The 12,693-nt window shown below is 69.3% G+C and carries 13 protein-coding genes; 2 read left to right on the top strand and 11 right to left on the bottom strand.

The annotated features are described in order from the left end of the window. From AC5Y30_RS16255 to AC5Y30_RS16235, 5 genes are all read right to left on the bottom strand, one after another. On the bottom strand, window positions 1-2,853 hold the full coding sequence (locus AC5Y30_RS16255; RefSeq protein WP_499919647.1) for an aminotransferase class I/II-fold pyridoxal phosphate-dependent enzyme: 2,853 nt from the start codon (window positions 2,851-2,853) through the stop codon (window positions 1-3). Between the two features lie 92 nt (window positions 2,854-2,945). Beyond that, window positions 2,946-3,344, bottom strand: coding sequence for an antitermination protein NusB (locus tag AC5Y30_RS16250; RefSeq protein ID WP_499919645.1), 399 nt, complete (start codon window positions 3,342-3,344; stop codon window positions 2,946-2,948). Continuing rightward, window positions 3,341-3,844: a transcription antitermination factor NusB gene (gene nusB, locus AC5Y30_RS16245; RefSeq protein ID WP_499919644.1), complete on the bottom strand. Its 504-nt coding sequence runs from the start codon at window positions 3,842-3,844 to the stop codon at window positions 3,341-3,343. Before nusB ends, AC5Y30_RS16250 begins: the two co-directional genes overlap by 4 nt. Then, complete coding sequence (gene efp, locus AC5Y30_RS16240; RefSeq protein ID WP_007171952.1) at window positions 3,841-4,404, bottom strand: elongation factor P; 564 nt, start codon at window positions 4,402-4,404, stop codon at window positions 3,841-3,843. The genes nusB and efp overlap by 4 nt, the downstream gene beginning before the upstream one ends. Before the next feature lie 133 nt (window positions 4,405-4,537). Beyond that, window positions 4,538-5,647, bottom strand: coding sequence for a M24 family metallopeptidase (locus tag AC5Y30_RS16235; protein ID WP_499919642.1), 1,110 nt, complete (start codon window positions 5,645-5,647; stop codon window positions 4,538-4,540). A 33-nt stretch (window positions 5,648-5,680) separates the two neighbouring features. Here AC5Y30_RS16235 and AC5Y30_RS16230 point away from each other — a divergent pair, with 33 nt between their 5' ends. Further along, window positions 5,681-6,397: a B-4DMT family transporter gene (locus tag AC5Y30_RS16230; RefSeq protein WP_499919640.1), complete on the top strand. Its 717-nt coding sequence runs from the start codon at window positions 5,681-5,683 to the stop codon at window positions 6,395-6,397. Here AC5Y30_RS16230 and aroQ read toward each other — a convergent pair. The 5 genes from aroQ to AC5Y30_RS16205 are packed head-to-tail and all read right to left on the bottom strand — an operon-like array spanning window position 6,394 to window position 10,969. After that, window positions 6,394-6,840 (bottom strand): type II 3-dehydroquinate dehydratase, encoded by a 447-nt coding sequence (aroQ, locus tag AC5Y30_RS16225; protein WP_499919638.1) that lies wholly within the window; start codon window positions 6,838-6,840, stop codon window positions 6,394-6,396. The two genes, AC5Y30_RS16230 and aroQ, sit on opposite strands and share 4 nt — an antisense overlap. After that, window positions 6,837-7,931 (bottom strand): 3-dehydroquinate synthase, encoded by a 1,095-nt coding sequence (gene aroB, locus AC5Y30_RS16220; RefSeq protein ID WP_499919636.1) that lies wholly within the window; start codon window positions 7,929-7,931, stop codon window positions 6,837-6,839. Before aroB ends, aroQ begins: the two co-directional genes overlap by 4 nt. Before the next feature lie 48 nt (window positions 7,932-7,979). Then, the gene (locus AC5Y30_RS16215) at window positions 7,980-8,504 is read right to left on the bottom strand and encodes a shikimate kinase (RefSeq protein WP_499919634.1); all 525 of its coding nucleotides are present in this window, start codon (window positions 8,502-8,504) and stop codon (window positions 7,980-7,982) included. Continuing rightward, window positions 8,504-9,709 carry a chorismate synthase gene (gene aroC, locus AC5Y30_RS16210; protein WP_499919633.1) on the bottom strand — a complete coding sequence of 402 codons (1,206 nt, stop codon included), beginning with the start codon at window positions 9,707-9,709 and terminating at the stop codon, window positions 8,504-8,506. The genes AC5Y30_RS16215 and aroC overlap by 1 nt, the downstream gene beginning before the upstream one ends. A 51-nt stretch (window positions 9,710-9,760) precedes the next feature. Further along, window positions 9,761-10,969: an acyl-CoA dehydrogenase family protein gene (locus AC5Y30_RS16205; RefSeq protein ID WP_499919632.1), complete on the bottom strand. Its 1,209-nt coding sequence runs from the start codon at window positions 10,967-10,969 to the stop codon at window positions 9,761-9,763. Window positions 10,970-11,181: 212 nt separating this feature from the next. Here AC5Y30_RS16205 and AC5Y30_RS16200 point away from each other — a divergent pair, with 212 nt between their 5' ends. After that, window positions 11,182-12,255 (top strand): LLM class flavin-dependent oxidoreductase, encoded by a 1,074-nt coding sequence (locus tag AC5Y30_RS16200; protein WP_499919630.1) that lies wholly within the window; start codon window positions 11,182-11,184, stop codon window positions 12,253-12,255. A 5-nt stretch (window positions 12,256-12,260) separates the two neighbouring features. On the opposite strand, the gene AC5Y30_RS16195 is transcribed toward AC5Y30_RS16200, so the two are convergent. Further along, window positions 12,261-12,683, bottom strand: a complete 423-nt coding sequence (locus AC5Y30_RS16195) for a prepilin peptidase (RefSeq protein ID WP_499919629.1) — start codon at window positions 12,681-12,683, stop codon at window positions 12,261-12,263. Window positions 12,684-12,693: the final 10 nt, after the last annotated feature.

Here is a 12,693-nt window from a genome sequence, read left to right as displayed (position 1 = left end):
TCAGCTGTCCGCGACCGACGGCATGGCGGGGACACCGTTGGCGCGTGCCCCGTTGGTTGCCGACGCGTCGGCGGGCAGCTCGAACGCAGCGGTCACCGAACCCACCGCCGCCATCGCCGCGTTGCGTTGTGCCTCCATGCGCGCCAGCGCCGTCTCGGTGAAGACCGACAACCCGAGATCCGGGTTGTATCCGTGGATTTCCTTGACGTCGAGCTGGGCCAGGAAGTAGACGATCTCCTTGGACACCACCTGCCCGGGGACCAGCACCGGGAAGCCCGGCGGGTAGGGCACCACGAACGTGGTCGACACCAGGGTCTTGCCCTCGGCGAGCCGTCTGCCCGCGCTGCCGATCTGCACGTACTCGCGGTCCGACTCTTCGTACCCGGCGTAGAACGCCGACCGCATGTCGCCGAATTTGCACTCATCGACCGGCCGGAACGCCACGTCGAACTCGCTGAAGTCGGGCAGATGCGGCAGATCCTCGGTGATCTCCTCGACATGACGCTCCTGCAACGCCCGGTCGGCGACGCTGGCCGCCTTCACGATGCGATCCAAATCGATTGCCACCCTACGTAATACGTCGAGCAGGTAGTGCACGCTCGACCAGGTGACACCGATCGTGAAGATGAGCAGCACGCTGTTGATCGAGGTCTTGTTGATCTGGATGCCGAATCGTTCCATCAGCACCTTTTCGCGGAAGTCGAATCCGGTCATTCCGGTGTTGCCGATGAACAGCGTGACGCGCGTCGGGTCGAGCACGAACTGATCGGAGCGCCAGGCCTCGTTCCACTCGGCCAGGGCGCCCTGCCTGATCGACGCGGTCGAGCTGACCGTGGAGGCACGAAACTCCTCGGGCACCAGGTCGGACTCGTCGAGGATGCTGAACCACTTGCTGATCAACCGGTCTTTGCGCACCCGGTGGCGGAAGACCAACGCCATGTCGTAGACCTGGCGGACCAGCTGGAAGCCCTCCATGTCGACCTGCCGGCGCGCCAGGTCCAGCGAGGCGAGCAGTTGCTGGTTCGGTGAGGTCGAGGTGTGGGTCAGGAAGGCCTCACCGAAGGCGTCGCGGGCCCGGGAGTTGAAGTCCTGGTCGCGGACATGAACCATCGAAGCCTGCCGAAACGCAGACAGGGACTTGTGGGTGGAGTGCGTCGCGTACACGCGGACCCGCGCGCGACCGGGGTCGGGAAGCAGCCGCCGCTCAACCCACTCCGACCGGTCCACCCCTTCCATCGACGTACGCCAATCCCTATATTCCGCAACGTATTCCGGCGATGCCAGCATCTGCTCGAGACGCTCGGCGGCTATCATCGCGGTTCGCTGCCGGGCCCACGGCACGGCCGTGGCGAACGCGTACCACGCCTCGTCCCAGAGGAAACAGATGTCGGGCTTGATCGCCAGCACTTCCAGCATGACCTGCATGGGGTTGTAGACGACACCGTCGAAGGTGCAGTTGGTCAGCAGCAGCATCCGGACCCGGTGCAGCTGACCGGCCGCCTCCAGGTCCAGCAGCGTCTGCTTGACGGTGCGCAGCGACACCGCGCCGTAGATCGCGAACTGCGGCAGCGGATACGCGTCCAGATACAGCGGATAGGCGCCGGCCAGCACCAGCCCGTAGTGGTGGGACTTGTGGCAGTTGCGGTCGATCAGCACGATGTCGCCGGGTCGCGTCAGCGACTGCACCACGATCTTGTTGGCGGTCGATGTGCCGTTGGTGACGAAATAGGTGTGGTCGGCGTTCCACGTCTTCGCGGCCTTGTCCATCGCCTTTTTGATGTTGCCGTGCGGGTCCAGCAGCGAGTCGAGTCCACCGGAGGTGGTGGAGGTTTCGGCCATGAAGATGTTGCGGCCGTAGAACTCCCCCATGTCCTGCAGCGACCTGGAGTTGAAGATGCTGGCGCCGCGCGCGACGGGCAGGGCGTGGAATTGGCCGACCGGCGCCGCGGCATACGCCCGCAGTGCATCGAAAAACGGTGTGGCGTAACGGTTTCGCAGTCCCGCGAGCACCGTGCTGTGCAGGTCGGTGACGTCGTTGAGCCGGTAGAACGTCCGGTCGTAGACGTCGGGCTCGGCGTCGTCGCCGGCCGCGATCGACTCGTCGGTCAGCAGATACAGGTCGATGTGGGGCCGCAGCTCCCTGATCCACTCGCCGCACTCCACCCAATCGTTGGCGCGGTCCGGAATGACGCCTTCCGCATCCTCGTTGGGCCCGAGCAATGTGTTCATCAAGGGCAACCGGTCGCGGGACCGAAGCGGCAGGTCGTCGCGGATGATCGCGGCCTGAATCTCGCCGTTCAGCGCGACCGCGGTGATGGCGTCCTCGACGCTCGGCACCACCAGGATTTCGAACTGCACGTCGTCGGACGGGCTGCGCAGCGCGCGCAAGCACTCGGCCAGGCTGTCCGGCGCCGTGCTCGGGGCGTCGTCGGCGAGCAGCACGGTGTAGAAGTGCTGCTGCATGGCCTGAGCGACCAGCTCCTGATCGTCCAGCGGCGCCGAAGTGTCGAAAAGCCCTGCGCGGTCGCCGTATTCACTGAGCAATCGCACGGCCAGGGAAACCTCTTCGGTGAGCCGCACGGTGGACAGGCTCTCCAGGTGAGCGCGGAAGACCGCCAGGTTGGCCGCACCGGGGTACAGCCAGTACCGCTCGTAGGCGGCGATGCGGTCCATCAGACGTTTGACCCGCGCCACGTCGTGGGCCTTGTCCAGCCCGGCGAGGTCCACCTCGGCGAGGTGACGGCAGGCGTCGTCGAGCAGGTTCCAGGTGTCCACCCGGGCGTACGACGGGTTGGCCACGGCCGCCAGTGCGGACACTCGAAGTCGTCGCGGCTGGGTGCTGTATCGAATCATGACCTCACCTGTTCTTCGTTCGCCGCCGCTGACGTGCCGCTCGTATTGTCAACCCGCCGCGTCACGCCCGTGGTCATTTCACCGCAGCTCGATCAATCCGCCCCGTCGTCGCTTTCCACGTCACCCTCTATTAAGCGCCGCCGCCCCCGGGCGCCGTCCGTCCACCGCAGCATCGGCAGCTCCCAGCGCCGGGCCGGCAGCTCGGTGACATCGGTGAGGGACCTGACCACGGCCTGCGTCAGTCCCATGATCGCGGCCATCACCGGCAGCAGCGGCTGCAGCGGCTTGGCCGCCGAGCGCACCGTGCTGATGCGGCGGGCGACGACCACCCGTTCGACGCAGTGGTACAGCCAGGCGCCCACGCCGAGCGCGTAGATCGAGAGCACCGAGGCGACGATGGTCAGGCCGTAAGCGGCGCAGATCACCGCACCCATGACCACCGTCGCGGCCAGGACGGCCGCCACGAGCAGGCGCAGCTCCAACCGGGTCATGGCTGCGGCCCGTGCTCCTCCGCTGTCATGTCGGAACCCACCGCGCCCCGAACCGCCCGGGCGGCGGCCCTGATCTGCGGCGTCACCAGCATGACCTGGCCCAGGACGCCGTTGACGAAGCCCGGCGAGTCGTCGGTGGACAGCTCCTTGGCCAGCTGGACGGCCTCGTCGACGGCGACCGGCTCCGGCACGTCGTCGGCATACAGCAACTCCCAGACCGCGACTCGCAGGATGGCGCGGTCCACGGCGGGCAGCCGGTCCAGCGTCCAGCCCTGCAGATGCGAGCTGATCAGGTCGTCGATGTGCGCGGCGTGTTCGCCGACGCCCCGGGCCGCCACTGCGGTGTACGGCTGCAGGGGCGCGATTTCGGGGTTCGTTTCGGCCAGCCCGGTGCGGACGTCGACGACCTCCGCCGGGCTCAGCCCACGGGCCTCGGCTTCGAACAACAGGTCGACGGCACGTTTACGGGCCTGATGGCGTCCCCGGACGGGTCTGCTCACGCGTTGACGCGCCCCAGGTAGCTGCCGTCGCGCGTGTCGACCTTCAGCTTGTCTCCGGTGTTGATGAACAGCGGCACCTGGATCTCGGCCCCGGTCTCCACGGTGGCGGGCTTGGTCCCGGCGCTGGACCGGTCGCCCTGCAGGCCCGGCTCCGTGTGCGTGACCTCCATCTCGACCGACACGGGCAGCTCGATGTACAACGGCGCCCCGTTGTGGAACGCCACCTGCACCGGCAGGCCCTCGAGCAGGAAACGGGCCGCGTCGCCGACCAACGACTCGGGCAGCGGGTGCTGCTCGTAGTCCTGGCTGTCCATGAACACGAAGTCCGACCCGTCGCGGTAGAGGTAAGTGGTGTCGCGCCGGTCGACGGTGGCGGTCTCCACCTTCACGCCGGCGTTGTACGTCTTGTCGACGACCTTCCCGGAGAGCACGTTCTTCAGCTTGGTCCGCACGAAGGCGGGGCCCTTGCCGGGTTTGACGTGCTGGAACTCGACGATCTGCCACAGCTGGCCGTCGATCACCAGCACGAGTCCGTTCTTGAAATCGGCAGTGCTTGCCACGGTTCGGTATATCTCCTCGGACTTTGGACAGCCGTCTGCGGAACTGTCTGTGACTTGTCGATCAGTTTAGAGCGCGTGGCGGCGGCGCCTGCCGGGCCGGGGTCGGGCGGTGACGCGCGAAACCCCGTACGGGCTACGCCAAGACGGTCAGCTCTTTGGGGAACTTGGTCAGCAATTCGGGCGACTTGCCGTGAGCCTCGTCGGGCACCACGAGGGTGTCCTCGATGCGCACGCCGCCGCGGCCGGGCAGGTAGACGCCGGGTTCCACGGTCACCACCGATTCGGCCAGCAACGTGCCGGTCGACGTGGCGCCGATGCCGGGCGCTTCGTGAATCTCCAGGCCCACGCCGTGGCCGAGGCTGTGGCTGAACTGCTCGCCATAGCCGGCGTCGGCGATCACCTGGCGGGCCGCGCCGTCCACCTCGCGCAGGCCGGCGCCGGCGCGCAGCGCCTCCCGGCCGGCCCGCTGCGAATCCGCGACCAGCTGGTAGATCTCCAGCTGCCAGTCCGCGGCCTTGCCGAGCACGAAGGTGCGGGTCATGTCGGAGTGGTAGCCGCCCACCAGCGCACCGAAGTCGATCTTGACGAAGTCGCCGCCGGCCAGCACCGCGTCGGTGGGGCGGTGATGCGGGATCGCCGAATTCGGCCCGGCGGCCACGATGGTCTCGAACGAGATCGCGTCCGCGCCGTGGTCCAGCATCAGGGCCTCCAGCTCGCGGCTGACCTCGCGTTCCGTCCGCCCGGGCCGCAGGCCGCCACGCGCCACCAGATCCGTCAGTGCCGCGTCGGCCGCCTCGCAGGCCAGCCGCAGCAGCGCGACCTCGCCGGCGTCTTTGACCTCGCGCAGCGCTTCGACGGTCCCGGCCGCCTTGACCAACTCGGTGGCCGACTTCCGCTCGTCCAGCTCGCGGGTCAGGGCGTCGAATCCGTCGACGGTCACCACATTGCTTTCGAAGCCCAGCTTCCGCGCACCCGCCCGCGCGGCCTGTGCGGCCAGGTAGCGTCCCAGCACCCGTTCGATCGCGACCTCGAGGTCCGGTGCCTGCTCGGCGGCCTGGGTCCGGTACCGCCCATCGGTGGCCAGCACGGGGCCGCGATCGTCGGCGAACACCAGCAACGCGCCGTTGGATCCGGTAAAACCGGAGAGATAACGGACGTTCACCAGGTCCGTGACCAGCAGCGCATCCAATCCGCTGGCCTCGAGTCGCGCTCTGAGTCTTTCCCGACGCTGTGAATGTGTCACGGGTCTTGACGGTACTCGCTACGCTTTTGGGCCATGAGTAACTGGATGCTGCGCGGATTGGTCTACGCCGCGGCGATGGTCGTGGTCCGATTGTTCCAGGGTGCGCTGATCAACGCGTGGCAGACGCAGGCGACGCTGTTCAGCGTGGCGCTGCTGCTGGTGTTCATCATCGGCGTCGTCATCTGGGGGATTCGCGACGGCCGGGCCGACGCCATCGCCAACCCCGACCCCGATCGCCGCGGCGACCTGGCGATGACCTGGCTGCTGGCCGGCCTGGTGGCCGGCGTGCTCAGCGGAGCCGTCACCTGGCTGATCGCCACCTTCTACAGCGGCCTGTACACCGGGGGGCTGCTCAACGAGTTGACGACGTTCGCGGCCTTCACCGCGCTGATTGTCTTCGTGCCCGGGATCATCGGCGTGACCATCGGGCGCTGGCGGGTCGACCGCAATCCCCCGGCGCGCCGGCCCGGCGCTGACGAGGACCGAGCCGACACCGACGTGTTCTCCGCGGTGCGCGCCGACGACGCGCCCACCGGCGAGATTCCCGCGCAGGGCTCCGATGCCCACACCGAAGCGCGCACCGCATCGGTCGCCACGGCCGAGCGCGACGCGCCCACCGACAAGGTGTCCACCACCGAATCGCCGACCGAAACGATCCCCAAGGCCGAAGACGACCCGAAGACCGAGGTGATCCGCACCCGCGGCGGCGACGAGCACACCAGGCCCGGCACCGAACACGACAAGGGCTAGCTGTCGGCGCCGGGCTTCCCGGCCAGATAGCGCAGGGCGAGCAGATAGCCCTGCACCCCCAGCCCGACGATCACGCCGGTCGCGACGGGGCTGAGGTAGGAGTGTCGCCGAAATTCCTCGCGCGCATGGACATTGGAGATGTGCACCTCGATCAGGGGGGCGCTCAACTCCGCGCACGCGTCGCGCAGCGCCACCGAGGTGTGGGTGAGCCCGCCGGCGTTGAGGATCACCGGTTCGGCCGCGTCGGCCGCCGCATGGATCCAGTCCAGCAGTTCCGCTTCGTTATCACTCTGTCGCACAACGGCTTTGAGGCCGAGCGCGTCGGCCTCCCGTTCGATCAGCGCGGCCAGCTGATCGTGCGTCGTGTCGCCGTACACGTCCGGCTCGCGCACGCCCAGCCGGCCCAGGTTCGGGCCGTTGATGACGTTCACCGTCGTGGTCACGAAGCCTCCTCCGCGAGTCCGGCATAGGCCGCCGCCAACAGCGACGGGTCGGGGCCGGCCATCCGGCCCGGCTTGCCCAGGCCGTCAAGGACCACGAACCGCAGCACCCCGGCCCGCGACTTCTTGTCTCCCGCCATGTATTCCAGCAACTGCGGCAACGCGTCGGCGTCGTAGCTGACCGGCAGGCCGAGCGCGGACAGGATGGTGCGGTGCCGCTGCGCGGTGGCGTCGTCGAGGCGGCCGGCCAGCCGGGCCAGCTCGGCGGCGAAGACCAATCCCACCGACACCGCCGCGCCGTGCCGCCACTGGTAGCGCTCGCGACGCTCGATCGCGTGCCCCAATGTGTGTCCGTAGTTGAGGATTTCGCGCAGCTCCGACTCTTTCTCGTCGGCGGCCACCACCTCCGCCTTGACGGCGATCGCGCGGCGGATCAGCTCCGCCAGCACGTCACCCGCCGGGTCGACCGCGGCCTGCGGATCGGCCTCGATGAGGTCGAGGATCACCGGATCGGCGATGAATCCCGCCTTGACGATTTCGGCCATCCCCGCGACGAGTTCGTTGGCCGGCAACGTCTGCAGCGTCGCCAGGTCGACCAGAACGGCGTGTGGCTGATGGAACGACCCGACCAGGTTCTTACCCGCGTCGGTGTTGATCCCGGTCTTGCCACCGATGGCCGCGTCGACCATGCCGAGCAGCGTGGTCGGCACGTGCACGATGTCGACGCCGCGCAGCCAGGTGGCCGCCGCGAAGCCGGCGACGTCGGTGGCCGCTCCGCCCCCGAGGCTGACCAAAGCGTCTTTGCGTCCAATACCGATGCGGCCCAAGACTTCCCACAAGAAGCCCACCACCGGCAGGTCCTTGCCCTCCTCGGCGTCCGGGATTTCGATGCGGTGCGCGTCGACACCCTTGTCCGCCAACCGGCTTCGGATCACCTCGGCGGTCTCGGTCAGCACCGGTTGATGCACGATGGCCACCTTGTGCCGGCCGACGAGCAGTTCGTCCAACTCGCCCAGCAAGCCGGTGCCGACGATCACCGGGTAGGGCGGGTCGACGGCCACCTCGATGGTGACCGGATCCCCGGGCTCAGTCACGTGCGCCGCTCCTCCTCATCGCTGCGCTCTGCATCGTCGCCGGCGCTGTCATGTGGCGGCCCCGGCGGGGGCCTGCAACCGCGAGACGATGTAGCGGACCACCGCGCCGGGGTTACGCCGGTTGGTGTCGACGCGGATGGTCGCCGCGCGCCGGTACAGCGGGCTGCGCTCGGCCAGCAACGCGCGGTACTTGTCGGCGCGATCCGGTCCGGCCAGCAGCGGGCGCACGGTGTTGCCGCCGGTGCGCCGCACGCCCTCGGTGGCGCTGATCTCCAGATAGATGACGGTGTGGCCGGCGAGCGCGGCACGCACCCCCGGGCTGGTGACCGCGCCGCCCCCGAGCGACACCACGCCGTCGTGGTCGGCCAGCGCCGCACGCACCACGCCCTCCTCGATCCGGCGGAATTCCGGCTCGCCGTCGGTGGCGAAGATGTCGGCGATGGGACGCCCGGTCTGCTGCTCGATGGCCACATCGGTGTCCAGGAAATCGACGCCGAGCGCCTTGGCCAGCCGCCGGCCGATGGTGGACTTGCCCGATCCGGGCAGACCCACCAAGACCGCTTTCGGCGCCACTACGCGGTACCCCGGGCCGCCGGTGATTCCCGCTCGGCGACCGCGCGTCGGTAGGCCTCGACGTTGCGCCGGGTTTCGGCCAGCGAATCGCCGCCGAACTTCTGCAGGGTCGCCCGGGCCAGCACCAGCGCCACCATGGCCTCGACCACGACGCCGGCGGCGGGCACCGCGCACACGTCCGAGCGCTGGTGGATGGCGACGGCCTCGTCGCCGGTCGCCATGTCGACGGTGGCCAGCGCCCGCGGCACCGTGGAGATGGGCTTCATCGCGGCGCGCACCCGCAGCGGCTGGCCGTTGGTCATGCCGCCTTCCAGGCCGCCCGCGCGGTTGGTCGAGCGGGCCACCCCGTCGGGGCCGGGGTACATCTCGTCGTGGGCCCGGCTGCCGCGGCGGCGCGCCGTCTCGAAACCGTCGCCGATCTCGACGCCCTTGATCGCCTGGATGCCCATGACGGCGGCGGCGAGCTGGCTGTCGAGGCGGTTGTCGCCGCTGGTGAACGAGCCGAGCCCGACGGGCAGGCCCAGCACCACCACCTCGACCACCCCGCCGAGCGTGTCGCCGTCCTTCTTGGCGGCTTCGATCTCGGCGATCATCGCCTCCTCGGCCGCCTTGTCGAAGGCGCGCACCGGGCTGGCGTCGATCGCGGACAGGTCGCCCGGGCCCGGCGGCGGGCCCTGGTAGGGCGCCGACGGGCCGATCGCGATCACGTGCGAGAGCACCTCGACGCCGAGCGCCTGACGCAGGAACGAACGCGCGATGGTGGCCGCCGCGACGCGGGCCGCGGTCTCGCGCGCGCTCGCCCGCTCCAGCACCGGCCGGGCGTCCTCGAAGCCGTACTTGAGCATGCCCGCGTAGTCGGCGTGGCCGGGCCGCGGCCGGGTGAGCGGCGCATTGCGCGCGCTGTCCGCCAGCTCCCCCGGGTCGACCGGGTCGGCGGCCATCACGGTCTCCCACTTCGGCCATTCGGTATTGCCGATCTCGACGGCGATGGGCCCGCCCAGTGTGACGCCGTGACGCACCCCGGCCAGCACGCTCACCGCGTCCCGCTCGAAAGCCATCCGGGCGCCGCGGCCGTAACCGAGGCGGCGCCGGGCCAGCTGTTCGGCAATGTCGAGGGAGGTGATCTCCACACCGGCGACCATGCCTTCGAGCACGGCAACCAGCGCGCGGCCGTGCGACTCCCCAGCAGTGATCCAACGCAACACGGGTCCCATTGTCCCATGGGCACCTGCGCTGACTTAAATCCGCGCGCTGCGTCAGAAGAAACTGCTCTGGGGCAGGTCCGCGCCGTTGACGGCGATATCGCCGAGCACCCGCGCCTTGTAGACGGTCGGGTTGTGCGAGAACAACGTCCGCAGGTTGCGCCAGTGCCGATCCAGCAACGCCGACGCCTGGACGGCCGACGCGCCGCCGGCGTCGAAGATGCGCGAGGCGGCCCGCAGCGCGGGCTCCTGGATCGCGACCTTGACGCGCGCGGCCGCGATCGACGACCTGGTTTCGAGATCGGGATCGATCCCCGTGCTGCGCGCCGCCTCCAGCGCGGGCGCGAGTTCGGCCGCCGCGCTGCGCACCAAGGCCTGCGCGGCGTAGGCCACCGCGTCGATCTCGCCGACGATCTGCAGCAGCTGCGGATCCGAGCTGGGCTCCTCGACACTGGCGAACGTGTAGGTGCGTCGCCGGCCACGCACCAGCGCCGCGGCGTCTTCGGTCAGCGCCCGCAGGATGCCGGCGGCGATCGCGTGCAGGTAGAGCTGCATCAGCGCGCCCCGGGCGCGGTTCACCCCGATCATGTCGGCCATCGGGAACACTTCGTCGGGCGCAACCGCGACGTCGTTGAATACCGTTGTGCCGCTGCCTGTTTGGCGCTGACCGATGCCGTCCCAGTCGTCGAGGTGCTCGACACCGGCCCGGTCCACCGGGATCACCACGGCGGTTGGGGCGTTGTCGTCGTCCTGCGCGGTGATGCGCAGGTAATCGGAGAACTGCGCGCCGGTGCTGTAGAACTTCCGGCCGCGCAGCCGCAGCCCGTCCGAGGTCGACACCAACCGGGTGTCACGCTCGTTGCCTCCGATCGACTTCTGGCTTTTTTCGGCGTTGGCGCCGCCGATCAGCCCACCCTCGGCGACCACCGCGATCCACCGGTCGCTGCCCGGCGGCCGCGGCGTGACCTGTAACTCCTCCACCAGCGCGTAGTGAATCCGCAGGATGTGTGCCAGGTCGGGATCGGCCGCGGCGAGCGCGATGAGGTGGTCGAAGAATTGGGCCACCGAGTAGCCGGCGCCACCGTGCTCGCGGGCCAACCGCACCGCGCCCCACCGATGGTCGCGGACGAGTTCGAGGCCGCGCAGAGGCGGCTGGGTCCCGCCGCAGGCCAACCGCCGGCGGTAATCGGCGGCGATTTCGGCGAGCACCCCGTCGATCCCCGCCGGATCCGCCGGCGTGTGGTCGTGGGATTCGACGGGCATGGGTGTCAAAGCCTCTCTGGGCGAATCGATGTCGTACGCGGGACGGCCAGCCCGGAAGGCTGTCAGGAGCGGACGTTACCGCCAACGGTTTGCTGCGTGCTGAATTTTTCGCTCACCCGTCGACTTTCATCCGCGGTGATTCCGGCGATGACCATGGGGTAAGCCGCGAAGCCGCGCCACGCGATCGCGGTCGTGTGCCACCATGATGGCTGGTGGGGCAATTTCTTTGGTACATACCGAATACCGTCGAGCCGGGCCATCGAGGCGATGACACGGTCGACGGCTGGGGAAGTCTGGACTATTCGGTCGACCTGGCGCTGCGCGCCGAGCAACACGGTTGGGAAGGCGCGCTGATCGGCACCGGCTGGGGGCGACCGGACACGTTCACCGTCGCGACAGCAATCGCCGCGCGCACCAACAACTTCGCCCCGCTGGTGGCGGTCCGCCCCGGGTACTGGCATCCCGCGCATTTCGCCAGCGCGGCGGCGACCCTGGATCGGCTCAACGACGGCCGGCTGTTGATCAACATCGTGAGCGGCGCCGACGACCTGGCCGCGTATGGCGACGCCGAAGTCGACAAAGCGCGCCGCTACGACCGCACCCGCGAATTCATGCGGCTGGTTCGCCGCTTGTGGAGCGAGGACGACGTCACCTTTCGCGGCGAGTTCTTCACCGTCGAACACTCGACGCTGCAGCCGCGCCCGCTCGGAGCGGCCGACGGCCGGTTACCGAAGCTCTACTTCGGCGGGGCATCGGCGACCGCCGAGCAGGTCGCCGCGACCGACGCCGATGTTCAACTGTTCTGGGGCGAGTCACTGGACGGGATCGCCGAGCGCATCGACAGGCTGAAGTCGTTGTCCGACAAGCTCGGTCGCGAGCACGCGCCGCTGGAATTCGGCCTTCGGGTGACCACGCTCGTGCGCGACACGTCCGAGCAGGCCTGGCGCGACGCCGAGGCGAAGGTCGCCAAGCTGGCCGGCACGCCGACCATGCTGCTGCTGCACGACCCGGCCGGGTCCGAGGGGCAGCGGCGGCTCAACGATCTCGCCGGGCGCGGCGAGGTGCTCGATTCCTGCCTGTACACGACGCCGAGCAAGTACGGCGGGGAGGGCGCCGGGACGACCTGGCTGGTCGGCTCGGCCATCGAAGTCGCGGACGCGCTGCGCAACTACGCCGACCTCGGGGTCAGCCATTTCGTGCTGTCGGACACCCCCTACATGTCGGAGACGGTCAGGCTGGGCGACGAGTTGTTGCCGCTGCTGCGCTCCACCGCCGTGCCGAAGTGAGGGCGTCAACACAGCGCCAGCCCGATGCCCGCCGCGCTGGCCAGACACATCGACGGCCCGTGCGGCACCGACCTACCGGCGCCCCGCGCCATGGCGACCACCGCCAGCGCGGCGGTCAGCAGCGGCGCCCCCACCGCGGCCAGAAACCACACGCCGATCCCGAAGCAACCGGTCAGTGCGCCCAGACCGATGGCCAGCTTGACGTCGCCGGCGCCCATTCCTCCCACGCAGTGCACCACCAGGTAGACCGCGGTCAGCGCCACGGCTCCGGCCAGTGCCGCTAAGCCGCGCCCGGCCACCGTCGCGACGGCCGGCACCACCACGGCCCCGGTCAGCGTCAGCGCGTTGGGCAGGCGGCGTTGGCGAATGTCGTAGCGACTCAACGCCGCCAGCCAGGCCAGCACCACGAACGCCGCCGCAATCCGCATGCGCGGCAAA

The organism is Mycobacterium sp. NGS27, assembly GCF_059813005.1.
The sequence above is the reverse complement of the archived record's forward strand: the minus strand, read 5'-3'. Positions and strand labels throughout refer to the sequence as shown.

What these genes read in the sequence shown, in the direction of transcription:
- AC5Y30_RS16255 (WP_499919647.1), bottom strand. Translation starts at nt 2,853, where the DNA reads ATGATTCGATACAGCACCCAGCCGCGACGACTTCGAGTGTCCGCACTG.
- AC5Y30_RS16250 (WP_499919645.1), bottom strand. Translation starts at nt 3,344, where the DNA reads ATGACCCGGTTGGAGCTGCGCCTGCTCGTGGCGGCCGTCCTGGCCGCG.
- AC5Y30_RS16230 (WP_499919640.1), top strand. Translation starts at nt 5,681, where the DNA reads ATGAGTAACTGGATGCTGCGCGGATTGGTCTACGCCGCGGCGATGGTC.
- AC5Y30_RS16205 (WP_499919632.1), bottom strand. Translation starts at nt 10,969, where the DNA reads ATGCCCGTCGAATCCCACGACCACACGCCGGCGGATCCGGCGGGGATC.
- AC5Y30_RS16195 (WP_499919629.1), bottom strand. Translation starts at nt 12,683, where the DNA reads ATGCGGATTGCGGCGGCGTTCGTGGTGCTGGCCTGGCTGGCGGCGTTG.